General features: G+C 67.5%; 20 protein-coding genes and 1 pseudogene. 9 read left to right on the top strand and 12 right to left on the bottom strand.

Annotation, left to right across the window (positions count from 1 at the left end; genetic code table 11):
* Positions 1–17: 17 nt before the first annotated feature.
* From AC1DKD_RS14000 to AC1DKD_RS13980, 5 genes are all read left to right on the top strand, one after another.
* On the top strand, positions 18–1,169 hold the full coding sequence (locus tag AC1DKD_RS14000) for a branched-chain amino acid ABC transporter substrate-binding protein (protein WP_045242258.1): 1,152 nt from the start codon (positions 18–20) through the stop codon (positions 1,167–1,169).
* 202 nt (positions 1,170–1,371) lie between these two features.
* A complete protein-coding gene (locus AC1DKD_RS13995; RefSeq protein WP_441632248.1) occupies positions 1,372–3,285 on the top strand; it encodes a tetratricopeptide repeat protein in 1,914 nt (637 codons plus the stop codon).
* Positions 3,286–3,445: 160 nt separating this feature from the next.
* Positions 3,446–4,660, top strand: coding sequence for a cation:proton antiporter (locus tag AC1DKD_RS13990; protein WP_441632249.1), 1,215 nt, complete (start codon positions 3,446–3,448; stop codon positions 4,658–4,660).
* A complete protein-coding gene (locus tag AC1DKD_RS13985; RefSeq protein ID WP_441632251.1) occupies positions 4,660–5,775 on the top strand; it encodes a YbdK family carboxylate-amine ligase in 1,116 nt (371 codons plus the stop codon). Before AC1DKD_RS13990 ends, AC1DKD_RS13985 begins: the two co-directional genes overlap by 1 nt.
* A 100-nt stretch (positions 5,776–5,875) precedes the next feature.
* Positions 5,876–6,097: a hypothetical protein gene (locus tag AC1DKD_RS13980; RefSeq protein WP_441632252.1), complete on the top strand. Its 222-nt coding sequence runs from the start codon at positions 5,876–5,878 to the stop codon at positions 6,095–6,097.
* 116 nt (positions 6,098–6,213) lie between these two features.
* On the opposite strand, the gene AC1DKD_RS13975 is transcribed toward AC1DKD_RS13980, so the two are convergent.
* From AC1DKD_RS13975 to gcvT, 9 genes and pseudogenes are all read right to left on the bottom strand, one after another.
* A complete protein-coding gene (locus AC1DKD_RS13975) occupies positions 6,214–6,693 on the bottom strand; it encodes an OsmC family protein (protein WP_441632254.1) in 480 nt (159 codons plus the stop codon).
* 60 nt (positions 6,694–6,753) lie between these two features.
* Positions 6,754–7,491, bottom strand: a complete 738-nt coding sequence (locus AC1DKD_RS13970; protein WP_441632256.1) for an MBL fold metallo-hydrolase — start codon at positions 7,489–7,491, stop codon at positions 6,754–6,756.
* A gap of 79 nt (positions 7,492–7,570) precedes the next feature.
* Positions 7,571–7,888 carry a hypothetical protein gene (locus tag AC1DKD_RS13965; RefSeq protein ID WP_441632258.1) on the bottom strand — a complete coding sequence of 106 codons (318 nt, stop codon included), beginning with the start codon at positions 7,886–7,888 and terminating at the stop codon, positions 7,571–7,573.
* An 82-nt stretch (positions 7,889–7,970) separates the two neighbouring features.
* The gene (locus tag AC1DKD_RS13960) at positions 7,971–8,294 is read right to left on the bottom strand and encodes an EthD family reductase (RefSeq protein ID WP_441632260.1); all 324 of its coding nucleotides are present in this window, start codon (positions 8,292–8,294) and stop codon (positions 7,971–7,973) included.
* Positions 8,295–8,379: 85 nt separating this feature from the next.
* Positions 8,380–9,538 (bottom strand): annotated as a pseudogene (locus tag AC1DKD_RS13955) (L-serine ammonia-lyase).
* Between the two features lie 31 nt (positions 9,539–9,569).
* Complete coding sequence (locus AC1DKD_RS13950) at positions 9,570–10,112, bottom strand: DUF421 domain-containing protein (protein ID WP_441632263.1); 543 nt, start codon at positions 10,110–10,112, stop codon at positions 9,570–9,572.
* Between the two features lie 111 nt (positions 10,113–10,223).
* Positions 10,224–12,881, bottom strand: coding sequence for an aminomethyl-transferring glycine dehydrogenase (gene gcvP / locus AC1DKD_RS13945; protein WP_477143373.1), 2,658 nt, complete (start codon positions 12,879–12,881; stop codon positions 10,224–10,226).
* Between the two features lie 101 nt (positions 12,882–12,982).
* Positions 12,983–13,363: a glycine cleavage system protein GcvH gene (gene gcvH, locus AC1DKD_RS13940; protein WP_035873078.1), complete on the bottom strand. Its 381-nt coding sequence runs from the start codon at positions 13,361–13,363 to the stop codon at positions 12,983–12,985.
* A gap of 110 nt (positions 13,364–13,473) precedes the next feature.
* Positions 13,474–14,601 carry a glycine cleavage system aminomethyltransferase GcvT gene (gcvT, locus tag AC1DKD_RS13935; protein WP_441632267.1) on the bottom strand — a complete coding sequence of 376 codons (1,128 nt, stop codon included), beginning with the start codon at positions 14,599–14,601 and terminating at the stop codon, positions 13,474–13,476.
* Between the two features lie 363 nt (positions 14,602–14,964).
* Between gcvT and AC1DKD_RS13930 the strand changes: the two genes are divergently transcribed.
* Positions 14,965–17,058, top strand: a complete 2,094-nt coding sequence (locus AC1DKD_RS13930; RefSeq protein WP_441632269.1) for a UvrD-helicase domain-containing protein — start codon at positions 14,965–14,967, stop codon at positions 17,056–17,058.
* A gap of 248 nt (positions 17,059–17,306) precedes the next feature.
* Here AC1DKD_RS13930 and AC1DKD_RS13925 read toward each other — a convergent pair whose 3' ends face one another.
* Positions 17,307–18,008, bottom strand: a complete 702-nt coding sequence (locus AC1DKD_RS13925) for an intradiol ring-cleavage dioxygenase (RefSeq protein WP_441632271.1) — start codon at positions 18,006–18,008, stop codon at positions 17,307–17,309.
* Positions 17,998–18,630, bottom strand: coding sequence for a hypothetical protein (locus AC1DKD_RS13920; protein WP_477102463.1), 633 nt, complete (start codon positions 18,628–18,630; stop codon positions 17,998–18,000). Before AC1DKD_RS13920 ends, AC1DKD_RS13925 begins: the two co-directional genes overlap by 11 nt.
* Positions 18,631–19,027: 397 nt before the next feature.
* Between AC1DKD_RS13920 and AC1DKD_RS13915 the strand changes: the two genes are divergently transcribed.
* Positions 19,028–19,759, top strand: a complete 732-nt coding sequence (locus tag AC1DKD_RS13915; RefSeq protein ID WP_441634524.1) for a response regulator — start codon at positions 19,028–19,030, stop codon at positions 19,757–19,759.
* Positions 19,731–20,894 carry an ATP-binding protein gene (locus AC1DKD_RS13910; RefSeq protein ID WP_477102464.1) on the top strand — a complete coding sequence of 388 codons (1,164 nt, stop codon included), beginning with the start codon at positions 19,731–19,733 and terminating at the stop codon, positions 20,892–20,894. Before AC1DKD_RS13915 ends, AC1DKD_RS13910 begins: the two co-directional genes overlap by 29 nt.
* A 28-nt stretch (positions 20,895–20,922) precedes the next feature.
* On the opposite strand, the gene AC1DKD_RS13905 is transcribed toward AC1DKD_RS13910, so the two are convergent.
* Positions 20,923–22,074, bottom strand: coding sequence for an ABC transporter substrate-binding protein (locus AC1DKD_RS13905; protein WP_441634520.1), 1,152 nt, complete (start codon positions 22,072–22,074; stop codon positions 20,923–20,925).
* A 395-nt stretch (positions 22,075–22,469) separates the two neighbouring features.
* On the opposite strand from AC1DKD_RS13905, the gene hemN reads away from it, so the two are divergent.
* The gene (hemN, locus tag AC1DKD_RS13900) at positions 22,470–23,903 is read left to right on the top strand and encodes an oxygen-independent coproporphyrinogen III oxidase (protein ID WP_441634528.1); all 1,434 of its coding nucleotides are present in this window, start codon (positions 22,470–22,472) and stop codon (positions 23,901–23,903) included.
* The last annotated feature ends 44 nt before the right edge of the window (positions 23,904–23,947 follow it).

Genomic DNA, 23,947 nt, shown 5'->3' with positions numbered 1-23,947 from the left:
GCCACCAAGGAGAACTGATGAACTCGACTTTCCACAAGACGGCCCTGACCGTTGCCCTGACCGTTGCAGGCCTGTGCGCCACCTCGGCCGCCTTCGCCCAGGCGCAGGAAATCAAGCTGGGTTTTGCCGCGCCGATGACCGGCGGCCAGGCGCAATACGGCAAGGACATGCAAAACGGCATCGTCCTCGCCATTGAGGAAATGAACGCCACCAAGCCCAAGATCGGCGGCAAGGACGTCAAGTTCGTACTGCTCTCCGAAGACGACGCGGCCGACCCCAAGACCGGCTCGGTCGTGGCGCAAAAGCTGGTGGACAACGGTGTCCAGGGCATGCTGGGCCACTTCAACTCGGGCACCAGCATCCCGGCTTCGATGGTCTACAACCGCGCCGGCATTCCCCAGATCGCCATGGCCACCGCGCCCGAGTACACCCGCCAGGGCTTCAAGACCACCTTCCGCATGATGACCTCCGACACCCAGCAGGGTTCGGTGATCGGTGCTTTCGTGGTGAAGAAGCTGGGCGCCAAGAACATCGCCATCGTCGACGACCGCACCGCCTACGGCCAGGGCCTTGCCGACGAGTTCGAGAAGGCGGCCAAGGCTGCAGGCGGCAAGATCGTGCGCCGCGAGTTCACCAACGACAAGGCGGTGGACTTCAAGGCCGTGCTGACCAATATCAAGCGCAGCAACCCGGACGTGATCTTCTTCGGCGGCGCGGAAACGCAATCCGCGCCGATGGCCAAGCAGGTCAAGGAGCTCGGCATGAAGTCGCCGGTGGTATCGGGCGAAATGTCGAAGACCGACAACTTCCTGAAGCTGGCCGGCCCTGCCGCCGAGGGCACGGTAGTATCGCTGGCCGGCCTGCCGCTGGAGCAGATGCCCGGTGGCGCCACCTACGAGAAGAAGTACGAGAAGCGCTTCGGCGGCAAGGTGCAGACCTACTCGCCGTACGCCTATGACGGCGCCACGGCCATGATGACCGCCATGATCAAGGCCGGTTCGGCCGATCCGGCGCGCTACCTGCCGGTGCTGGCGGCCACCAACATGCAAGGCGTGACCACCAAGACACTGGCCTACGACGCGCGTGGCGACCTGAAGGACGGCGGTATCACCGTCTACAAGGTGGTTGGCGGCAAGTGGACCGTGCTGGAGACGGTTGGCGGCAAGTAAGCCACCCGGCCTGGGCTCGCGCCCAGTGGCGAAACGGCAACGCCACCTTTGGGTGGCGTTGCCGTTTCTGCGTACATCGGGGCGACGCCGCTGACCAGTATCGTGCTTGCGACGGGAATCTCCCCCCTTTTTCTCACGTGCGGGAGGGGGCCGCGATGGCGCATAATCCCGCACTCGCACATCCACCCAGAAGGAGCAGTCCGTGTCCGTGCAGGAAGTCAGCTACGACCACGCCATCGAGTTAGCCAACGCCGAGCGCTACGATGAAGCGCTGGTCATCCTCGACCAGCTCTCGCAGGCGCAGCCGCAAGTGGTGGATTTCGATTGCCTGCGGGCACGCCTGCACTATGACCGCGGCGACGCGCAGCAGGCTTTCGCCGTGCTCGACGCCGCGCTGGCGAAGCTGCCCGGTCTGCCGCTGCATCCGGCGCACCGCTGGTCCTCGCGCGGCGTGATCGCGCATCGCTACGGCATGCTGCTGCTGGGGATGGACCGCCCTCAGGAGGCGCTGCCCTGGCTGGAAGAAGCGGCGCTGCGCAACGGCTTGTCCTCGGGGGAGTGGAGCGCGCGCCTGCATGCGGGCCTGGTGCACTACCGGTTGGGGGATTTCGCCCGGGCTGGCGCTTATTGGTACGACTTGCTGTACCGCGCCCCCGACCTGGGCGCCGCTGACATTCTGGGCCAGGCAGTGGCCCACGTGAACGCCGCCGGCGAGCAGGCCGAGCCGATGCTGCGCCTGTGCCTGGCACGGATCGGCCTGGACAACCCCGAACTGCTCGAACTCGACGAAGCCGCGGGCGACGCCCTGGCCGCCGAACAGGCGGGGATCGTGCTGGCCAGCCAGCCGGACCATCCGCAAGCCCGCCGCATCCGTGCCCCGCTGCGCTACCGGGCCGGCGAGCTGGACGGCGCCTGGGACGACTTCGCCACCTACCAGCGCCAGGCGCCGGACCCGAAGGCGCAGGTGCGCGAACTGGAATGGCGCCACCAGTCCGGTGAAGCCGAGCCGTGGCTGCGCTTCGCTTTCGTGGAGAACGCCACCGACGCGACCGGCTACTACAACGCCGGCGTGGCGCTGGCCGAGTTCATGGATGCCGTGCCGGCCGCCGAGGCCGCGCTGACGCCGCACCTGATCAAGGCGTATCGCCTGGGCGTGGCGCGCTTCGAGTCGTACTTTGCCAGCGGCGAGGGCGGCTACGACGACGCCGACCCGCATATCTATTCGATGCTGTGCCACAACCTGGCCACCCGGCTGGAAGGTGCCGCCAACCTCGCCGAGCGCATCGCCCTGCACGAGAAGGGCATCGCGGTCAGCGAATTCATCGAGCACTGGATCGACCTGCTCGAATGCCTGGAGGCCGCCGGCCAGCACCAGAAAGCCGTGGAAGTGGCGGGCGATGTCCTCAATCGCTACCCGCTGGAGCGCGATCCCGCCAATGTGGGCTGGATCTTCAGCCGGCTGATGAGCACCTGGAAGGCGATCGGCGGTGCGGAAGTGACTTCGGCAGCCCGCGATGCGCTGGCGCATATGGATGCCCGCGCCGATGCCCTGCCAGTGGAAGAGCGCAGCCAGGCCGCGCACGCGCTGGCGCACGCCCGCGCCCACTTCGCCGGGCTGCTGCGCAATGCCACGGGCGGCATGGACCAGCATGACCGTACCGATGCGCTGGCCGAGATCGAGGCTTTGCAACGCCGCGCGCTGCTGATCGAGGACGCGTGGCTGTGCAACGAGTTCGGCATGATCTGGCGTGACCTTGGCGCCCCCGACCGTGCACTGCCGCTGTTCGAGCAAGCCATCGGGCTGACTGCCGACGACCCCCGTGACCAGGCTTTCCCGCGTTTGCAGCGTGCCCTGATCCGCACCGGCGAGAAGCAGTACGCCGAGGCGCTGACGGATTTCCAGGCGGCCTTTGCCGCGCGCGACGGCTGGGAAGGCGATGCTTATCTCGGTGCCGTCGAGGCCGCGCTCGGGCTGGAGCAACGCGAGACCGCGCTGGGCTATTTCGAGAAGGCCCGCGCGGGTGGCGCCGCGCAGGGCAAATCGCGCACACTGTACGCTCGCGTGGAAGCCAGCTTGCGCGCGACCCGGCCGGCATGGAAGTTCTGGGGCGTGTAGCGTCTGTACGGAAGCGCTCCGACCCTGATGCAAAAAAAAACGCCATCCCGGTAAGATGGCGTTTTTTTACGCCTGAACGCATCACGTTGCCTGCAAATTCCATTCTCTGTCGGACAAAATCCGACAGGGATTTTCGTGCGCCTCCGTTACCATGTAGCCCATGAATGGACTAAGCCAATTGTTTCCAAGCCTGCCCCTGGTACCGGGCGGGCTTTTCTGGGTCGGGCTGGCGCTGGTGGGCGCCGGCCTGGCGGGAGAGATATGCCGCACGTACCTGCGGCTGCCCCGGATCGTCGGCTATGCCGCCGCGGGCCTGCTGGCCGGCATGCTTGGCCGCGGCATCGTGGACGAAGACATGATCGCGCAGAGCCGCGTCCTGATCGATATGGCGCTGGCGCTGGCGCTGTTCGAACTGGGGCACCGGCTCTCGCTCACCTGGCTGCGGGCTAACCGCTGGCTGCTCTTCACCAGTGCCTTTGAAAGCCTGCTGACCTGGGGCCTGGTGGCCACCGTGCTGCAATGGATCGGCGTGAGCCCGGCCGTGGCCATCCTGGCCGGCGGTATCGCCGTCAGCACTTCGCCGACCATCGTGCTGCAACTCAAGAATGAACTGCGCGCGGAAGGGCAGGTGACTGAACGGCTGCTCGCCATGGCGGCCCTGAACAGCATCTACGCCGCCACCATCGTCCAGTTGGCCACGGGCTGGCTGCATTCCGAATACGGCAATCTCGGCGCCGCGCTGCTGCATCCGCTCTACCTGCTGGTGGGATCCTGCCTGCTGGCCTGGATCGTCGGCAAGCTCGGGCACGGCATCTACGCACGCATGGCCTCGGACGATCACTACAGCTTCCTGGTGCTGGTGGGACTGGTGCTGCTCACGCTGGCGCTCACGCGCGTACTCAAGCTTTCCATGCCGCTCACGCTGATGCTGGCCGGCGTCGTCTTCAAGCACCAGGACAGCCAGCCGCGCGTGTGGCCGGCGCATTTCGGCAGCGCGGGCAGCCTGTTGATCATCGTGATGGTGGTGTCGCTCGGCCTGCCGCTGACCGCGCACGACTGGGCCATCGGCGGCGGCGCCGCCTGTGTGCTGGTACTGCTGCGCCACTTCGCCAAGCTGGTGGGCGTGGTCTCGCTGGGCTCCTTCTCGGGCCTGAGCCTGAAGCAGTGCGTGGCGCTCGGTCTCGCGCTGGCGCCCATGTCGGGTCTGGCGTACCTGTTGATGAGCGATGTCGCGCTGCTGTATCCGAACACCGGCGAGCCGCTGGCGGCCATTATCCTGTGCACGCTGGCGATCGAACAATTGATGGGGCCCACGATGGCGGCCTGGGCACTTCGCTTTGCGGGCGAGGTCAGAAGCAATGGAGGAGGGCGCTGATGTCACTCGAACCGTTCAAGCACTCCGAAGCGCTGACTTTCGGCGTGGAACTGGAGCTGCAACTCGTCAATCGTCACGACTATGACCTGGCGCCGTTCGCGCCGGACCTGCTGCGTGCGCTGAAAGGCGCGCAGCATGCCGGCGACATCAAGCCTGAGATCAGCCCCTCGATGATCGAGATCAGCACCGGCATCTGCACGAGTTATGCACAGGCGCTGGACGAACTCGGCACCATGCGCGACCTGATGGTGGATGCCTCGCGTTCGCTCAACCTAGGCATCTGCGGCGGCGGCACCCATCCCTTCCAGCAGTGGGCCGACCGCACCATCTCCGATTCGCCGCGCTACCAGTACATCTCCGAACTCTATGGCTACCTGGCCAAGCAGTTCACGGTGTTCGGCCAGCACGTGCATATCGGCTGCCCGAGCGCCGACGACTCGCTGTTCCTGCTCCATGCCATCGGCCGCTACGTGCCGCACTTCATCGCGCTGGCCGCCTCGTCGCCTTATGTGCAGGGCGTGGACACCGGGTTCGCCTCGGCGCGGCTGAACTCGGTCGCGGCCTTCCCCATGAGCGGGCGCGCGCCGCACCTGCTCACCTGGGATGCGTTCACCGCCTACTTCGAGAAGATGCGCAAGACCGGCGTGATCGAGAGCATGAAGGACTTCTACTGGGATATCCGTCCCAAGCCCGAGTTCGGCACCATCGAGGTCCGCGTGATGGACACGCCGCTCACGGTGGGCCGTGCTTGCGATATCGCCGCCTACATCCAGGCGCTTGCGCGCTACCTGCTCCTCTCGCGCCCCTTCATGCCGCAGGAAGACGACTACCTCGTCTACACTTTCAACCGCTTCCAGGCTTGCCGCTTCGGGCTGGAAGGCGAGTATGTGCATCCCAACGAGCTCACGCGCATGCCGATCGCGGATCACATCATCTCGATCTGCGATGCGCTGGTCCCCCATGCCGAAGCGCTGGGATCGCTCGATGCGCTGGCCAATATCCGCGCGCTGGCGCAAAGCCGCAACGGCGATGCCGAGCGCGTGCGCCAGATCGACGCCAGCACGCGGAGTCTGCGCGAAACGGTGCGGCAGACTTGCGATAGCTGGGCGACCTGAGCGCGCTACGGTTACCACGTGCAGGCAACCCGCGCAAACCGGCGGAGCAGGACTAGAATTAACGCATCAGATGCCCGTGACGACAACCTTCGGAGCTACGATGAAAGCGCTTTCCACCAAAGCAGAACGGACGCGCGGACGTCCTTCGGACCGGGCCGTGAACGCTCTCGCTGCGATTGTCGGACTGGTCACGCTAGCCATCGGCATCGGCTGGCTCATCTATGAACATGTCGTGAATTTCGAGGTGCCTTACTTCGCGATTCCGCTGGTCCTTTCCGTGCCGGTGATCGCCGCGGCGGCGGTCCGCTGCATCTGGGACTAGCCCGGTCCGCACCGCGAGGCCGGAAGCCGACGCCGATCCTCAACCGCTGCCACCTGGCGTGGCAGTCGCATCCCATTGCCCCTGTCGCGCGCCGTTCCTGCGCTGGCGCCGCGATATCAGGCCTGCGCGCCCACGTACACCGGCTCGCAGCGCACCTCCGACTTGACCGAGTTCGCAATGAAGCACGCATCGTGCGCCGTGTGATGCAGGTGGGCGATTTCATCGCGGCTCGGTCGCCGCTCCCCGGAGAAGGTGACTTCGGGTCTTAGCGTGACCACCGTGATGGCCATCCTGCCTTCCGCGTTCTTCGCCATGGTCCCGACTGCCGCATCAAAGTAGCGGTCCACGCAGAACTTGTGCTTGGCGGCGATGGACAGGAACCACAGCATGTGGCAACTGGACAGTGCGGAGACGAAGGCCTCTTCAGGATCGATCGCCGCGGCCTCCGACATGGGCAGCGGCACGACATGCGGCGACGACGAACCCGGCACCTCGATGCCGCCATCGAATCGCAGCGTGTGTTTCCGGCTGTAGCGGTTGCCGAGGAAATCCTGTTCTCCACGTAGCCATAGGATTTCTGCGGTGTACTGGGCCATGTCCTGTCTCTCCTGTCTGCATTATCTTGCCGTGGCCAATGCGCTTTCGGCGGCGCCCGCCTATGCCCCGTGCGGGACCTGCTCCCCATCGCGCAAGCCAAGCCGCTGGTTCGCGGGCACGGCCACGTCGATCAGCTTGGGCTTCGGCAGGTTCAGCTGCGCCATCATCTCGATGAACTGGGTACGCGTGCGGCCGGCCACGCGGCTGTTGTGCGCGCGCTCCTGGCCGATGGTGGATTCGGTGCGGCCCTTGTAGTCGTGGGCGGGATAGACCACGGTGTCGTCGGGCAGCGCGAAGAGTTTCTGCGTGAGGCTGTCGTATAGCGTGCCGGCATCGCCGGACTGGAAATCGGTGCGGCCGCAGCCGTCGATCAGCAGCGCGTCGCCGGTGAAGATGCGGCGCACCACGCCGGCGGGGGTGGGCTCTTCCCACAGGTAACTCATGCTGCCGGCGGTGTGCCCGGGCGTGTGGATGGCGCGCAGCGTCTGCGTGCCGAACCGCAGCGTGTCGCCGTCGATCAGCTGCTTCTGCGCGGGCTGGATATCGCAGCCCGAGGGCGCGGCGGTGTGCGCGCCGGTTTGCAGCGCAACATGGCCCGCGGAGGTGATGTGGTCGGCGTGGGCATGGGTCTCGACCACCCACGCCAGCGTGGCGCCGCTGGCCTGCAGCAGCGCCAGGTCGCGGTCTAGCTGGTGATCCACCGGATCGATCAGTAGCGCCTCCCGTGTGGCGGCGTCGATCAGCAGGTAGGTGAAGGTGGAGGAGGTTTCGTCGAACAGCTGATGGAAGGTCTGCATGGCTGCACCGCCTGAGTGGGAACGGACATGATAGCGCTACCGCACGGATTCATGGCTATCCGCGCGTGGCTTCATGGCCTCACAGCAGCCGCTCCCACAGCACGCGGAAGGGCACCGCCGGCACCAGGAAGCAGAACGGCTGCGCGCACTCGCCGGGCGGCACGCCGAGCTCGCGCAGCATCGGCAGATCGCACTCGCCAATGACCGCTTCCAGCGGCTGCACGGCGGCGAGATCGATCGGCAGGTCGATACCGGCGTGGGCGATGCGGCCGGCATCCTCTACGTGCGAGATCGCACTGTCCTGCAGGCACAGGAAGGCGACCACGGATTCCCAGGAGTCGAAGCAGCCAGCGAAGCCGCCAGCAAGCGCGGCGAGGACACCAGCCGGGCCAGCCATCTGCCGGGCAGGCCGGGCCTGGGGTGGACGAAACGGTTGTGGATAAGTTGGGTGGGCTGCTGCGGCTGGGGCGGCAATCGCGTCAAGCGACGGACACCACTTCGCTGATCTGCACCACCGGCACCGCATCGGTGTAGTTGGGGATGTCGAGCTGCAGCTCGGTGCCGGCGGCCTTTGCGGCGGCAACGAAGTCCTGCACCGATTCGAACAGGAAATGGCACATCACCGTGTAGGCCGGATCCGAGCCCGGCGCACCGCCGCCCAGCCCGCGCTCCACCGCCACGCCCCGGTAGCCGGGTTGCGCGCTGAACAGTTCGATGGCGCGCGGCATGTGCCGCTGCAGGTAGTAGTCCATGTCGAACTTGCCGCCCTTGCTGTGCGGGTAGAGAAAACTGATTCTGACCATGCCGGACTCCAAGTGGGTGAAGTGGGTGGATGCCCGGCAAGCGTAGCAGAAAGCGTGGCAGTGGAAGAAGGAACGGGAAGCGGGCTCAGCACTCCACGATATTCACCGCCAGCCCGCCGCGCGCCGTTTCCTTGTACTTGGTCTTCATGTCGGCGCCGGTCTCGCGCATGGTCTTGATGACCGAATCCAGCGACACGTAATGCATGCCGTCGCCGCGCAACGCCATGCGCGCGGCGTTGACGGCTTTCACCGACGCCATGGCATTGCGTTCGATGCAGGGAATCTGCACCAGCCCGCCAACCGGGTCGCAGGTCAGGCCAAGGTTGTGTTCCATGCCGATCTCGGACGGCCGGGATGATGCCGGCCGCGCCGTTGGTTGGCGCGGTGACCACCCGGCCGCCGGCTGCATTTTCCTCATTGACGGCGATCGCGTACAGGTTGACCCAGTCCATGACCGAGAGCGGATCGGCCAGCGCGCGCTCGGCGTGCTCGGTGAGGTTGCGGAACAGTTCGGGGGCGCGGCGCTTGACCTTGAACGGTCCCGGCAGCTCGCCGTCGGTACGGCAGCCGCGTGCCACACAGGCCTGCATCACGGCCCAGATCTGCAGCAGGCCGGCGTTGACCTCGGCCTCGCTGCGCCACACGCACTCGTTCTCCATCATCATCCGCGCGATGCTCTTCTTGCTGGCGGCCGCCATTTCCAGCATGGCGCGCCCGCTGCGGAAGGGGTACGGCAGTTGCTGGTCAGCTTCCAGGATCTGCGTGTTGGCCGCGCCGGCGGTGATGACGAAGCCGCCGCCCACCGACAGGTAGCGCCCCTCGCGGATGGGCTCGCCGCCGGCATTGAAGGCATGGAATTTCATGCCGTTGGGATGCTCGGCCATGGCCTCGCGGCGGTAGAAGACGATGTGTTCCTTCTCGACAAAGGGCACGGGGTGCGTGCCCAGCAGCGATAGCGTGCGGCTGGCGCGCAGCGCGGCCAGGCGCAGCTCGATGGTGTCGGGATCGATGGTGTCCGGCGCCTCGCCCTGCAGGCCGAGGATCACACCCTTGTCGGTGCCGTGGCCGCGCCCGGTAGCGCCGAGCGAGCCGTACAGCTCGATGCGTACGCTGGCCACTTGCGGCAGCAGGCCGTCGCGCGCCAGGCCCTGGGCAAACATCAGGGCCGCGCGCATCGGGCCCACGGTGTGGGAACTGGAGGGGCCGATGCCCACCTTGAACAGGTCGAAAACGCTGACAGCCACGGCAAGGCTCCTGGTTGGCTACGCGCCGGTCTCAGACCGACGAGTTGCCGATGTCGTTATCGGGGGCGCGCCACAGCGAGGTGGCAGCGTCCTGGGGGGTGGGTGGGGCGTCTTTCTTCGCCATCACGCTGATGGTGCCGTCGTTTTCGAGGATGGCGAAATGCACATCGCTCACGCGCTCGCAGCCGGCATGGCGCAGCGCCTTGTGCAGGTCGTCTCGCGTAATGAAGGCGCGTTTCATCACGTCGGGAAACACCTTGCCTTCGTGGATCAGTATCTCGGGGCGCCCTTCGACCACATCCTCGAAGCGCCGGCTGCGCCAGCTTAGCCAGGCCAGCCCGAGATTGGCCGCGATCAGCGTCACGGCCAGGATCAGGCCGGCGGTGACCGAGTTGTCTCCCGCGTTCATGGCGTTCTGCACCGCGTTGGACAGGACCAGCAGCAGCACCAGGTCAAACGGCGTGAGCTGGCCGATCTGGCGCTTGCCGGAAAGCCGCAGCAACACCAGCAGGCTGCCGTAGACGATCAGTCCGCGCAGGACGAATTCCCACCATGGGGCGCTGAGATTCCACATGCGTGCTCCGTTTGCCGGGCACGGCCGGGTGGCCGCGCATCCACACCGAGCATAGCGCGCTGGCGAAGTGCCGGGGTTGCCGCGACGGCCGCAACCCCGGCATCCACCAGCTTACTCCTCAGCGTACTCGCTCATCGGCACACACGCGCAGAACAGGTTGCGGTCGCCGTACACGTTGTCGGCACGGCCGACCGGCGGCCAGTACTTCTGCGTGCGCAGCGCGGCCACCGGGTAGGCGGCTTCCTGGCGCGTGTACTTGTGCTCCCACGCATCGGCGGTGATCACGGCGGCGGTGTGCGGCGCGTTCTTCAGCGGGTTGTCCTCGCGGTCGAAGCTGCCGTCCTCCACACGGCCGATCTCGGCGCGGATGGCGATCATGGCGTCGATAAAGCGGTCCAGCTCGTGCAGGGCTTCGCTTTCGGTCGGCTCGATCATCAGCGTGCCCGGTACGGGGAAGCTCATGGTCGGGGCGTGGAACCCGTAGTCCATCAGGCGCTTGGCCACGTCCTCGTTGGAGATGCCGGTGCTCTTCTGCAGCGGGCGCAGATCCAGGATGCACTCGTGCGCCACCAGGCCGTGCTGGCCGGTATAGAGCACGGGGAAGTGCGGGGACAGGCGGCGGGCCACGTAGTTGGCGGCCAGGATGGCGTTCTCCGTGGCGGCGGTCAGGCCGGCCGAGCCCATCATGGCGATGTACATCCACGAGATTGGCAGGATGCTGGCCGAGCCGAACGGCGCGGCGGAAACACCGCCGATGCCCTGGTCGTCGCGGCGATAGCCCACGCTGTCCTGGTTGGGCAGGAAGTCCGCCAGGTGCGCGCCGACCGCCACCGGGCCAACGCCCGGGCCGCCGCCGCCGTGGGGGATGCAAAAGGTCTTGTGCAGGTTCAGGTGGGACACGTCGCCGCCGAACTGGCCCGGCGCGGCGGTGCCGACCATGGCGTTCATATTGGCGCCGTCCACGTAGACCTGGCCGCCGTGCTTGTGCACGATATCGCAGATCTGCTGCACGCCCTGCTCGAACACGCCATGCGTGGACGGGTAGGTGATCATGATGGCGGCGAGGTTCTTGCTGTGCTGTTCCGCCTTCTTCGCCAGGTCTTCCAGGTCGACGTTGCCGTTCTCGTCACAGGCCACCACCACCACCTTCATGCCGGCCATCTGCGCCGAGGCCGGGTTGGTGCCGTGGGCGGAGGAGGGGATCAGGCAGATGTCGCGATGGCTTTCGCCACGGCTGGCGTGATAGGCGTGAATGATCAGCAGGCCGGCGTATTCCCCTTGCGAGCCGGCGTTGGGCTGCAGGCTCACCGCGGCGTAGCCGGTCGCGGCGCACAGCATGGCTTCGAGCTGGTCGATCATCTCGCGGTAGCCGACCGTCTGGTCCAGCGGCGCGAACGGGTGCACCTTGCTGAACTCGGGCCACGTCACCGGGATCATCTCGCTGGTGGCGTTGAGCTTCATGGTGCACGAGCCCAGCGGGATCATGGTGCGGTCCAGCGCCAGGTCCTTGCCGGCCAGCATGCGCAGGTAGCGCAGCATCTCGTGCTCGGCGTGATGCGTGTTGAACACCGGATGGGTCAGGTAGGCGCTCTGGCGCGCCAGGCCGGCCGGGTAGGCGTCCTGCGCGGCGGCTTCCAGCGCGTCGAAATCGGGCACCGGCTTGCCGTGGGCGAAGATTTCCAGCAGGGTGACGACGTCTTCACGCGAGGTGGTTTCGTCCAGCGAGATACCGATGCGGGTGGCGCCGGCGTGGCGCAGGTTGATGCCGCGGGCGGTTGCCGATGCGTGCAGGGCTTCGGTGTTGAAACCGGTTTCCAGGGTCAGCGTGTCGAAATAGTCGGCGTTGGTGCGCGCATAGCCGAGCTGCTGCAGGCCGCCGGCCAGCGTGGCGGTCAGGCGGTGCACGCGCTGCGCGATGCGCTTGAGGCCTTGCGGGCCGTGGTACACGGCGTACATCGAGGCCATCACGGCCAGCAGGACCTGCGCCGTGCAGATGTTCGAGGTGGCCTTCTCGCGGCGGATATGCTGCTCGCGCGTCTGCAGGGCCAGGCGATAGGCCTTGTTGCCTTGCGCGTCGATGGTCACGCCCACCAGGCGGCCGGGCATGGAGCGCTTGAAGGCATCCTTGACCGCCATGTAGCCGGCGTGCGGGCCGCCGAAACCGAGCGGCACGCCAAAGCGCTGCGAGTTGCCCACCGCCACGTCGGCGCCCCATTCGCCGGGCGCGGCGATCAGGGTCAGCGCCAGCAGGTCGGCGGCAGCCACCACCAGGCCGCCGGCGGCGTGCACGGCATCGGCGATGGCGCGGTAGTCGGCGACATCGCCATTGACGCCGGGGTACTGCAGCAGTACCCCGAAGGCATGGGCGCCGGCGGCTTCCGAAGCGGGGCCGACCTTGACCTCGATGCCCAGCGGCAGGGCGCGGGTACGTACCACTTCCAGCGTTTGCGGCAGCACGTCGTCGGCCACGTAGAAGGTATTGGAAGCGTGCTTGTTGACGCGCTGCAGCAGGGTCATGGCCTCGGCGGCCGCGGTGCCTTCGTCCAGCATGGACGCGTTGGCGATGTCCAGCCCGGTCAGGTCGGTCACCATCTGCTGGAAGTTCAGCATCAGCGCGGCGCGGTTGTCATAGCCGAGCACCTTGAGCATGTGCTGTTGCTCGGCGGCATCGGGGCCGATATGGCGGGAGGCGAAGGCGTCGCGCGCCTCCAGTTCGGCCAGCGTGGGCCGGGCAACTTGGGCGGCAGTCATGGGCAGGGGGGCGTTCATGGCAAGAATCTCGTGGGAGCGGTGCGGCGGGTGGTCGGCCCGGTCCGCGTCGCGGCAGTCTTTGTCCGTCATTCCCGTGGCGCGGGAATGACGATCTGGCATCAGGCGCCGACGTTGGCCTTGTAGGCGTCGGCCGACATCAGGCCGTTCACGTCGTCGCTGTTGGCCGGCTTGAGCTTGAACAGCCAGGCGTCGAAGGCGTCGGCATTGACGCTCTCGGGCGCGGCGGCGGCGGCATCGTTGACGGCGATCACTTCGCCGGCCACCGGGGCGTAGATGTCGGACGCGGCCTTGACCGATTCCACCACGGCCAGCGCGTCGCCGGCACCGACCGACTTGCCCACTTCCGGCAGTTCCAGGAAGACGATGTCGCCCAGCGCGTCCTGCGCGTGGTCGGTGATGCCGATGGTCAGCGTGCCGTCGGCTTCGACGCGCACCCATTCATGGGACTCGGTGTATTTCAGGTCGGCGGGGAAATTCATGGGATTGCTCCAGATTCAATTTGTTATTCAGCGCCAGCCGGGCGGAGGTTCCGATACACGATGATCGATGGGTACCCGCCGGCGGGCGCGCTGTGACCGGGTGCGAGCGTTCAGCTCACGAGTGCCTTGCCATTACGCACAAACGGCAGTTTAACCACAGTCGCGGCGAGTTTGCGGTCGCGGATCTCGACCTGCACCTCGGCGCCGATGGCAACGTCGCGAGGCAGGCGGGCAAAAGCGATGGATTGGGACAGCGAGGGGCTGAAGGTGCCGCTGGTGATCTCGCCGTCGCCGGCGGGGGTGATCACCTTCTGGTGGGCGCGCAGCACGCCGCCTTTTTCGCGCAGGATCAGCCCGACGAACTGCTGGGTCTGGCCACCGGCGACCAGTGCCGCCTTGCCGGTGAAGTCGCGTTCGCTTTGCAGGTCCACGGTCCAGGCCAGGCCCGCATTGAGCGGCGAGGTGTGGATATCCATGTCCTGGCCGTACAGGTTCATGCCGGCTTCCAGGCGCAGCGTGTCGCGCGCGCCCAGGCCGGCCGGGCGCACGCCGGCGGCGATCAGCTTTTCCCACAGGCCGGCCACGTTCTCGGCCGGTACCACCAGTTCGAAACCGTCTTCGCCGGTATAGCCGGTGCGCGCCACCATGACTTCGCCGAGCGCCGGATCCTGCACCACCACGGCGTTGAACGGCTTCAGGGATTCGCTGGGTTGCGTCGAGGGAAAGGCGCTCCACACCTTGGCGCGGGCGTTCGGGCCCTGCACCGCGACGATGGCCAGCGGGTCCACGCCGCCGGGCGCGTTGTCGTGGCGGCGCGGCGTGATGCTCACGCCGCTATTGGTGGCCGCGTTGCGTGCGGCGATCCATTTGATATCTGCGTTGGCGGTGCCGGCGTTCACCACCAGGCGGAAGTGATCCTCGGCGAAGTAGTAGACGATCAGGTCGTCGATGACGCCGCCCTTTTCGTCGAGCATGCAGGAGTACAGCGCCTTGCCCGGCGTTTGCAGCTTGTCCACATTGTTGGCCAGCAGGCCGCGCAGGAAGGCACGCACATGCTCGCCATTGAGATCGACCACGCACATGTGGGAGACGTCGAACATGCCGGCGTCCGTGCGCACGGCGTGGTGTTCCTCGATCTGGGAGCCGTAGTTGACCGGCATGTCCCAGCCGCCGAAGTCGACCATGCGGGCGCCGAGGGCGCGGTGGATAGCGTTGAGGGGCGTGGCCTGGAGCGTCATGGAATCCTCGGGGGAAGGCTAATCTCGGTTCGAAAACGAAAAAAGGGCCATCCGCCGCAGGATTCGGCGCGCAATAGCGCTGCCAAATCCGCTGCGGCGGATGACCCCTCTGTCCTCGATACCTGAGAGATTACAAGGCGGCCCCGGCTAAACCAGGACCCAGGCCTTGCGCGCCCCTTCGGTGGGCACGCTCACCATTGATTCAGCAATGGCGGGTGCCGCGTTAACATCTGCGGCTCCGATGGCTTTTCCTGTGCCGCAGGCTTCACCCGTGGCCGCGCATGTGCTGCCCATGTGCCGCGCGGAGCCTCGCGCCCGCCCTTGCCGGACATCCCGCCACCCAGCCTCACCACCAGCCCTCGCATGACCCACGGACTTAATCCTGCCCAATCCGAAGCCGTTCGCTACCTCGATGGCCCCTGCCTGGTCCTGGCCGGCGCCGGTTCGGGCAAGACCCGGGTGATCACGCAGAAGATCGCCCACCTGATCGAGGACAAGGGCTTCCAGCCCAAGCACATCGCCGCGGTGACCTTTACCAACAAGGCCGCCAAGGAGATGCAGGAGCGTATCGCCAAGCTGATGGAAGGCAAGACCACGCGCGAGGGCAAGCGGATTCCGATCAAGCAGATCACCGTCAGCACCTTCCACTCGCTGGGCGTGCAGATCCTGCGCGCCGAGGCGGAGCACGTAGGCCTGAAGCCGCGGTTCTCCATCATGGATTCGGACGATTGCTTCGGCATGGTGCAGGAGCAGCTTGCCAGCACCGACAAGAAGCTGATCCGCAGCGTGCAGAGCACCATCTCGCTGTGGAAGAACGGCATGGTCGATCCCGAGACGGCCATCGCCCAGGCCGAAAACCCCGACGATCACCAGGCGGCGCTGATCTACCGCAACTATGTGGCCACGCTGCATGCCTACCAGGCAGTGGATTTCGACGACCTGATCCGCCTGCCGGCCGAGCTGTTCGCGCGCAACGAAGAGGTGCGCCTGCGCTGGCAGAACCGGCTGCGCTACTTCCTGGTGGACGAATACCAGGACACCAACGCCTGCCAGTACCAGTTGCTCAAGCAACTCGCCGGCGGCTCGCACCTGCGCGCCCCGGCCTTTACGGCGGTGGGCGACGACGACCAGGCCATCTATGGCTGGCGCGGCGCCACGCTGGACAACCTGAAGTTGCTGCAGACCGATTTTCCCGACCTCAAGGTGGTCAAGCTGGAGCAGAACTACCGCTCCACCGTGCGCATCCTGGAAGCGGCCAACGCGGTCATCTCCAACAATCCCAAGCTGTTCGACAAGAAGTTGTGGAGCGAGCACGGCATGGGCGACCCCATCGCCATCAACCCGATGAACGATGAGGAGCACGAGGCGGAATCCGTGGTGTTCCGCCTGTCGGCGCACAAGTTCGAGCGGCGCGCGCAGTTCCGCGACTACGCCATCCTGTACCGCGGCAACCACCAGGCACGCCTGTTCGAGCAGATCTTGCGCCGCGAGCGCATTCCCTATGTGCTGTCGGGCGGGCAGAGCTTCTTCGACAAGGCCGAGATCAAGGACATTTGCGCCTACCTGCGCCTGATCGCCAACCCGGACGACGATCCCGCCTTCATCCGCGCCATCACCACGCCCAAACGTGGCGTGGGCAACACCACGCTGGAAGTGCTGGGCACCTTCGCCGGGCAGGCCAAGGTCTCGCTGTTCGAGGCGGCCATGATGGGCGGCATCGAGGGCAAGCTGCAGCCGCGCCAGATGGAGCCGCTGCGCGTGTTCTGCGAGGCGATGGTGCGGCTGGCCGGGCGCGCGGCCAGCGACCCCGCCACCGAAGTGCTGGACGACCTGATGGAAGGCATCCACTACGAAGCCTACCTCTACGACATGTTCGACGAACGCCAGGCGCAGTCGCGCTGGACCAACACGCTGGAATTCCTCGACTGGCTCAAGCGCAAGGGCACCAAGCCCGAGGCCACGGGTGAAGGCGAAGCCACTGGCTTCGACACCGCCGACGGCTTTGGCGACGAAGGCAAGAACTTGCTGGAGCTGACGCAGACGGTGGCGCTGATGAGCATGCTTGAAGGCCGCGAGGAAGATCCCGACGCCGTGCGCCTGTCCACGCTGCACGCCTCCAAGGGACTGGAGTATCCGCACGTGTTCCTGGTCGGCGTGGAAGAGGGCATCCTGCCGCACTGCCGCGAAGACGAGGACATGACCGACGAGAAAATCGAGGAAGAGCGCCGCCTGATGTATGTGGGCATCACCCGCGCCCAGCGCAGCCTGCATATCAGCTGGTGCAAGAAGCGCAAGCGCGCGCGCGACACCTACTCATGCCAGCCCTCGCGGTTTATCGGCGAGATGAAGCTAGAGGAAGCGCCGGAGATCAAGGACGAGACCCCGGCCATGAGTCCGAAAGACCGCCTGGCCGGACTCAAGGCCTTGCTGGGCACGCCCGGCAAGACCGCGGCGTAGCCGACGCCGGACGTACAAAGCCCGAACCTACACTGCCGATACATTGCCCTACAAGCGGGACAAGACCCCGGCCTGATGCCTCATTACCATGGATCGTGCCTGGGCTGTCGTTCTGGTCCGGGCGCCGCACTGCTTCGTCCCTTCGGAGCGGGGTGGCCGGGCCGTGATGCCCGACTTCTTCCCTGTTACGCGCCTCCGTACTCTAGTGTCCGGGGGCGTTTTTTTGATGGGCAGGAGCGGGGGCTGCCTCAGGTTCGCGCGATACCGATCGTGAACTCGCCCTCCAGCGTGCCGGCCGCATCCTGCAAGCGGCGCACCCGCACCAGGCCGGGATGCGCGCCGGCAATCGGGTCCTGGCTGTTCCGGTACGGCGAGGCGCCGCGAGCGCGATAAGCGGGGTGGCCGAGAAGCACTTCGCGGTTCAGCGCCTCGTCAAAGAACATCTGGGAGGTCAGCACTTCCTCCTTGCCGACATGAATCTTCAGATGGATATGCACCGCGCGCGACGCGTACCAGCCGGGGTAGATCGTCAGGAACTGCGCGCTGCCATCGGCTCCGGTGGGTTGCACGCCCCGCAGGAAGCGAGCGGCACTGGTGGGCGCGGCGTGCATGCCGGCCTGGTCATAGCCGCTATAGCTGCCGCCGGCATCGCAGTGCCAGATGCTGGCCAGCGCGCCGGCCACCGGCGCGCAGCCGCGGTCGGTATCCACCACGACCAGCCGCAGTCGAAGCAACTGGCCGGGCCGGCCATCGCGGATATCGCTGCGCATCAGCGCCTGGTCAATATAGAAAGGGCCCTCGGTCAGTGTCGGCGTAAGCAGGCAGGCGGCCGGCGCGGACTGCGCGGCGGTATCGCCCGCCAGCCCGATCAGGCCCGCGCCGAGCGAGCCGCCCAGCACACCGCCGAGAAAGCGGCGGCGGCTGCCGGGGGAGTCAAGCTTACTGCGCATCGTGTGCTCCTTGTCGGTGAGGTCCCGCAGCACCGGGTACGTTGCCCGGGCCGTCCGCGCCGAAGGCGCAGGGCATGGGCGCGGGCCCATGCGGGGGCATCGCGCCGCCGGCGAAGAGGCCAGGCATCCCGCCCGGCCCCGGCCAGCGGCCCGCTTCCGGCATGGCGCGCAGGCGTTTGCGCTGGCCGGCATCCAGGCTTTCGTCAAAGGCGATCCAGCGGTCGCGCACGGCGCGGCGGTCCTTGTCGAGCGCGTCGTGCAGGTGGTCTTCGCGCGCCGCCCGGGCGCGCAGCGACGGCTCCGGCGCATTGGCCGTGCCGGTGGCATCGGACTGTCCCTCCTCGCGGATAAAGCGCGCCCGCAGTTCCAGTGCATGCGCATGCGCCTCGCGCGCGGCGGCGCGGGCGGCTTGCCAGAGGGCTGTCTGCGCCGGCGTGAGTGCCAGCGCGTCACGCAGCGAGTCGGCCGGGCCTGGCCGGCCAGGCCCGGCCGTGGCCGGCGCGCCGGTCTGCAGCGCATGGGCAGGCAAGGCCAGCGCGCACGCCGCGCACAGCGCGGCAAGCGATAGCAGGGCACGGATCGAGGGTAACAAGCGGGGTAACGAGGCTTGTGGCTGGGTCATGGGAATCTCCGTGGAAGTCTTGCGGGGAGAGGTCCGGGCTGCCGATACCATGCGGATGGCTCAAGCATAGCGGGGCGCCGGGCCGCCGGTGCGGGTCTGCCGGGTGCAAAGCGGCGGGTTGGCGACATGCCATCTTAAAAAGCCAGGCCCCCGTTTGCTTGAGCGCTTGGTCAGCGCGCCGAAGCAATGCCGTACAAAGCGGGCCGCCGGGCGGCGGGCTTTGTATCGTGCCTGATACAAAGCGGCCACAACGCGCCTATCAGGGCGCAACGCCGGGCTGGTAGAGTGAATCCCTGGCGGCGGCCGCTGCCCGGCCGAGCCCGGTTCCCCCCCGATTCGACGCAAACCTGCCGCGAACTCCGCTGCAAACCGCCGCAATAGCCTCCTGCGAAACCCGATGGATCTTTCCCCCGCTACGCCCTTGCACTTGCTGATCGTCGACGACGATCCGCAGATCCGCTCCATGCTGGCCGAGTACCTGGCCACCTTCGGCATCGAAGCCGATGGCGCGGAGGGTGGTGCCGCCATGCGCGCCGCGCTGGCCGTGCGCGACTACGACCTGGTGGTGCTCGACCTCTCCCTGCCCGGCGAAAACGGCCTGGCGCTTTGCCGCGAAATCCGCGAGCGCGGCGACTTGCCGGTAATCATGCTCACCGCGCGCACCGAACTGGCCGACCGCGTGGTCGGGCTGGAAGTGGGCGCCGACGACTACGTCACCAAGCCCTTCGAGATGCGCGAACTGGTGGCGCGCATCCACACCGTACTGCGCCGCAGCCGTGGCGGCGGCGTGAAACGCCCCCCGGCGGTGGGCGGCCATGAGCTGCGTTTCGGCCACTGGCGCCTCAATACCACGCTGCGGCAACTGGTGGACGGCGAGGACACCGTGGTGCCCTTGTCCAATGCCGAGTTCCGCCTGCTGCTGGCCTTTATCGAACACCCGAACCGCGTGCTCGACCGCGAACTGCTGATCAACCAGGCGCGTGGCCGCGATCTTGATGTCTTCGACCGCAGCATCGACCTGCTGGTCTCGCGCCTGCGCCAGAAGCTGCGCGACGACCCGCGCGACCCGGCGCTGATCCGTACCGTCCGAGGCGAAGGCTATGTCTTTACCGGCACCGCCGAAGGCTGAGCGCCCGGCCTGGGTGGCCCGCCATGACTCCATGTTCATCCGCCTGTTCCTGGTGATGGCGGCGATCATGCTGGCCGTGCACCTGCTCGGCGTCACGGTCATCGAGAGCATCTTTCCTCACCCCGGGCACAGCGGATTCACTTTCGTCCCCGGCGACGAGCCTCCGCCCCCACCGCCGGGCGAACCGGGCCGCGGGGGAGTCCCCCCGTCCGGCGCCGAAGCGGGCACGGGCAGCAGCGAAGGCGGTCCGCCGCCGCCACGCCGGCCGCGCGGCAGCCGTGGCTTTGGCCCGCCCCGGCTGGGGCTGCTGTTCCAGCTTGCGGCCATCGTGGCTGCGTCGTGGGTGGGAGCGCGCCTGCTGGCCAGGCCCGTCCAGCGCCTTGCCAGCAGCGCCGGCCGGCTGGCCCAGGACGTGCACGCGCCGCCGCTGGATGAGGACAGCGGCCCGGCCGAGGCCCGCGACGCCGCCAAGGCCTTCAACCATATGCAGCAGCGCATCCGCACCCAGCTGGCGCAGCAATCGCGTTTCCTGGCCGCGGTGTCCCACGACCTGCGCACGCCGCTGACACGCATGAGCCTGCGTATCGAAGGGGTCGACGACAATCAGGTGCGCTATCGCCTGCGCCAGGACCTCGCCGAGATGAACGGGCTGATCGATGCCACGCTGTATTACCTGCGCGAGCGCGACGGCGCCGCCGCGCCGCGCCAGCGGGTGGATGTGCATGCCCTGTTGCAGGCGGTGGTGGACGACGCCACGGAGATTGGACAGGACGTCAGCCTGTCCGGCGGCGCCGAGCCTTTGCTGGCCTATCCCGCCGAATTGCGCCGGGCCGTGGTCAACCTGGTGGAAAACGCGCACCGCTACGGCGGCAGCGCGCGCATCGCGCTGGCCGACAGCGCCGAGCGCGTGGTCATCGACGTCTGCGACGACGGCCCCGGCATTCCGCCGGAAGAAATGGCGCGCGTGCTGGAGCCGTTCTACCGGCTCGAATCCTCGCGCAACCGCGCCACCGGCGGGGTCGGCATGGGCCTGTCGATCGCCGCGGATATCGTCTCGCGCCACGGTGGCGAACTGAGCCTGGCCAACCGGCCGGAGGGCGGGCTGCGCGTGCGGATCGTGCTGCCGCGAGCCTGAGCGGCAGCTAGTGCGCGGCCGCTACCATTCAGCGGGCCGTTCCGCTGCCCATCGCCGCGAGCTGCACGTATTGAGAGCCGCGCGATCCGTGCGTGAAATCCAGCACGAAATCGCCCACATCGACGCGGGCCTGCAGGGCACGCCGCAGGTCGGCCGGCGTGGCGGCGCGCGGCGCGGACAACGCAGCCCGCACCAGCCAGGCCGCGCCGATGTAGCCAGCCAGCGTGGCGGGTGAAGCGGGCTCGTCCAGGAACTGCTTCATCCGGCCCACGTGCTCCTTGACCACGCGCAGGGTCAGGTCCTGCGGACCCGGCGCAATCTGCGTCAGCACGATGCCGCCGTTATAGCCGGCGCCGAGGATCTCGCGCGCCGCCAGCGGGTTGACCGCGGACAAGCCCACTAGGAAGCCGTACCACCCCCGCGCGGCCAGCGCACGGCCGAGATTGCCGTAGGCCAGCGTGTCGCCGGCCATGATCACCGCCGCCGGGCGCGCCGCGGCGATGCGCGACGCCGCCGCGCCGCTGTCGCTGCCCTTGCCGGCTTCCAGCGTCAGCGCTTGCAGGCCCGGCTCCTGCTCCAGCCGGCGCCGCCACGGCGTGCCTGCGGCCAGGCTTCCTGCAGCGAAATCCGGCGCCACGGCCAACACCAGCTGCTTGAGCCCGTAGCTGCGCAACTGGTGAATCGCCGCATCCAGTTCGGCGCGGTAGTCGGCCCGCGTGTACCAGACATGATCGGCCGCGAGCGACAGCCCCGATAAGGGCGCGACGATCTGCACGCCGCGCCGGGCCAGCTCGGGAGAGGCGGCCAGCACCGGCAACAAGGCGTCGCTGGGACCGAACAGGAGTTCGGCGCGCTCGCCGTCGACCAGCGACAGCGCCTGCGCGGTGGCCGCACGCGGATCGGTTTCGACTTCCCGCACCACGTGCACCACGCGCGGCTCGCGCGCGCCGGCGTTGGCCGCGTCGAACATGACCTTGGCGCCGGCCAGGTAGTCGCGCGCGAGATCGGCCTGCGCGCCGCCGCGATCCACCAGGTGGCCAATCACCAGCGGGCGTCGCGGGGGTGACTGCGCCAGTAACGTGGCGGGCGCCAGCAGAGCGCTGCCGAGGGCGGCCAGCAGGCGGCGGCGCGGCATTTGTGGCGCGCAATGCGCCTGCGCAATCAGGGGAGAAGCGTGCATGGGGGCCGAAGGGACGGATTGAGCTGGTGGATGGAAAGCCGGCAAGCGCGGGGCAGCCTATCCGGTCCAGGTGACGCTAGCATGACGCGGCGCACGCTGGTGACGGCCTGGCCGCTGGTGGCCGGCCAAGGGCCCTGGTGCCATGGGCCACGACTTGACGCCGGTCAACGCGCGCAGGAGCGGCCCCCACTACGATGAGCCATCCAATCCACCACGAAGGCCGCCCCATGGCTGATCTCGCCCGCGCCACCGCATCCGTCCCCGTTTCCATTGCCAGTCCGCCGAACACCTGCTCCGGCAATTGCGGCGCCGCCTGCAAGAGCAAGCAACTGGGCCGGGCCGCCTCGGCCCCGGACCGGCATGCCTTGTCGGACTTCCGCGAGCTGGCCGGCCGCATGGACATCAACGGCCCGCGCTACACCTCCTACCCCACGGCGGACCGCTTCCATGGCGGTTTTGGCGAGCAGGACTACCGGCAAGCACTGGCCGATTGCGCGGCCAGCGCTGGCGTGGATGCCGGCCGGCAGCCGCCCTTGTCGCTCTATGTGCATGTGCCGTTTTGCGAGAACATCTGCTACTACTGCGGCTGCAACAAGATCATTACCAAAGACCATCGCCGCAGCGCCCGCTATGTGGATTACCTGGCGCGCGAGATGGCGCTGGTAGCGCAACAACTCGGCGCGCGGCGCGAGGTGGTGCAATCGCACTGGGGCGGCGGTACGCCGACCTTCCTCGACCCGGCGGAGATGCGCCGCGTGATGGATGCCTTGCACCAGCATTTCAACCTGCTGCCCGAGGGCGAACACTCCATTGAGATCGACCCGCGCCGGATCGGCGACGCGCAGATGGCGCTGCTGGCCGAACTCGGCTTCAACCGCATCAGCCTGGGCGTGCAGGATTTCGACGCCGAGGTGCAGCAAGCGATCCACCGCGTGCAATCGCAGGCCGAAACCCGGGCAGTGGTCGACGCCGCGCGCCGGCTCGGCTTCCGCTCGGTCAGCATGGACCTGATCTACGGCCTGCCGCACCAGACCACGGCGCGCTTCGCCGCCACCGTGGAGCAAGTGCTGGCGATGCGCCCGGACCGGCTCTCCGTGTACAGCTATGCGCACCTGCCGCACGTGTTCAAGCCCCAGCGGCGCATCGACGAGCGCGCGCTGCCGGCGCCCGCTGAAAAACTCGACATCCTGGTCGGCACCATCGAACAGCTCACCGCCGCGGGCTATGTCTATATCGGCATGGATCATTTCGCGCTGCCGGACGACGCGCTGGCCGTGGCCCAGCGCGAGGGCCGGCTGCAGCGCAACTTTCAGGGCTATTCCACCCACGCCGGCCATGACCAGCTTGGATTTGGCGTCTCGTCGATCGGTGCGGTGGCGGGCCGCTATGTACAGAACGCGCGCACGCTGGACGATTATTACCGCGTGCTCGACGGCGGCGTGCTGCCGGTGATGCGCGGCTTCGCCATGCGCGATGAGGATCACTTGCGGCGTGAAGTCATCGGTGCGTTGATGTGCAACGGCGTGCTCGATATTGCAGCGGTGGAAGCCCGGCATCGCATCGACTTTGCCGCGCACTTCGCTGGCGAGATGGCGGACCTGGGGCGGCTCGCCGGGGAAGGCCTTGTGCGATGCGAGCCCGGCCGCATCGAAGTGACCCCGCTGGGCCGCTTGCTGGTGCGCCGGCTGGCGATGGTCTTCGACGGCTTCCTGCGTGAAGACGCGCGGCGGGCTGCGGACGCGGTGCCGGCAGTGGCACCAGCGGGAACCCCGGGCGCCGATGCAGGTACGCCGCTGCCGGCGCCACTGCGCTACTCGCGCGTGGTCTGAGCCACTGACGCCCGGCAGCAGGCAAACAAAAAGCCCGCGGCGAG

It is taken from the genome of Cupriavidus sp. 05T313 (assembly GCF_056396665.1).
The sequence above is the reverse complement of the archived record's forward strand: the minus strand, read 5'-3'. Positions and strand labels throughout refer to the sequence as shown.

Excerpts from the sequence above, each read along its gene's own strand:
- AC1DKD_RS14000 (WP_045242258.1), top strand. The coding sequence starts at position 18 with ATGAACTCGACTTTCCACAAGACGGCCCTGACCGTTGCCCTGACCGTT.
- AC1DKD_RS13990 (WP_441632249.1), top strand. The coding sequence starts at position 3,446 with ATGAATGGACTAAGCCAATTGTTTCCAAGCCTGCCCCTGGTACCGGGC.
- AC1DKD_RS13985 (WP_441632251.1), top strand. The coding sequence starts at position 4,660 with ATGTCACTCGAACCGTTCAAGCACTCCGAAGCGCTGACTTTCGGCGTG.
- AC1DKD_RS13980 (WP_441632252.1), top strand. The coding sequence starts at position 5,876 with ATGAAAGCGCTTTCCACCAAAGCAGAACGGACGCGCGGACGTCCTTCG.
- AC1DKD_RS13975 (WP_441632254.1), bottom strand. The coding sequence starts at position 6,693 with ATGGCCCAGTACACCGCAGAAATCCTATGGCTACGTGGAGAACAGGAT.
- AC1DKD_RS13970 (WP_441632256.1), bottom strand. The coding sequence starts at position 7,491 with ATGCAGACCTTCCATCAGCTGTTCGACGAAACCTCCTCCACCTTCACC.
- AC1DKD_RS13965 (WP_441632258.1), bottom strand. The coding sequence starts at position 7,888 with ATGGCTGGCCCGGCTGGTGTCCTCGCCGCGCTTGCTGGCGGCTTCGCT.
- AC1DKD_RS13960 (WP_441632260.1), bottom strand. The coding sequence starts at position 8,294 with ATGGTCAGAATCAGTTTTCTCTACCCGCACAGCAAGGGCGGCAAGTTC.
- AC1DKD_RS13950 (WP_441632263.1), bottom strand. The coding sequence starts at position 10,112 with ATGTGGAATCTCAGCGCCCCATGGTGGGAATTCGTCCTGCGCGGACTG.
- gcvP (WP_477143373.1), bottom strand. The coding sequence starts at position 12,881 with ATGAACGCCCCCCTGCCCATGACTGCCGCCCAAGTTGCCCGGCCCACG.
- gcvH (WP_035873078.1), bottom strand. The coding sequence starts at position 13,363 with ATGAATTTCCCCGCCGACCTGAAATACACCGAGTCCCATGAATGGGTG.
- gcvT (WP_441632267.1), bottom strand. The coding sequence starts at position 14,601 with ATGACGCTCCAGGCCACGCCCCTCAACGCTATCCACCGCGCCCTCGGC.
- AC1DKD_RS13930 (WP_441632269.1), top strand. The coding sequence starts at position 14,965 with ATGACCCACGGACTTAATCCTGCCCAATCCGAAGCCGTTCGCTACCTC.
- AC1DKD_RS13925 (WP_441632271.1), bottom strand. The coding sequence starts at position 18,008 with ATGCGCAGTAAGCTTGACTCCCCCGGCAGCCGCCGCCGCTTTCTCGGC.
- AC1DKD_RS13920 (WP_477102463.1), bottom strand. The coding sequence starts at position 18,630 with ATGACCCAGCCACAAGCCTCGTTACCCCGCTTGTTACCCTCGATCCGT.
- AC1DKD_RS13915 (WP_441634524.1), top strand. The coding sequence starts at position 19,028 with ATGGATCTTTCCCCCGCTACGCCCTTGCACTTGCTGATCGTCGACGAC.
- AC1DKD_RS13910 (WP_477102464.1), top strand. The coding sequence starts at position 19,731 with ATGTCTTTACCGGCACCGCCGAAGGCTGAGCGCCCGGCCTGGGTGGCC.
- AC1DKD_RS13905 (WP_441634520.1), bottom strand. The coding sequence starts at position 22,074 with ATGCACGCTTCTCCCCTGATTGCGCAGGCGCATTGCGCGCCACAAATG.
- hemN (WP_441634528.1), top strand. The coding sequence starts at position 22,470 with ATGGACATCAACGGCCCGCGCTACACCTCCTACCCCACGGCGGACCGC.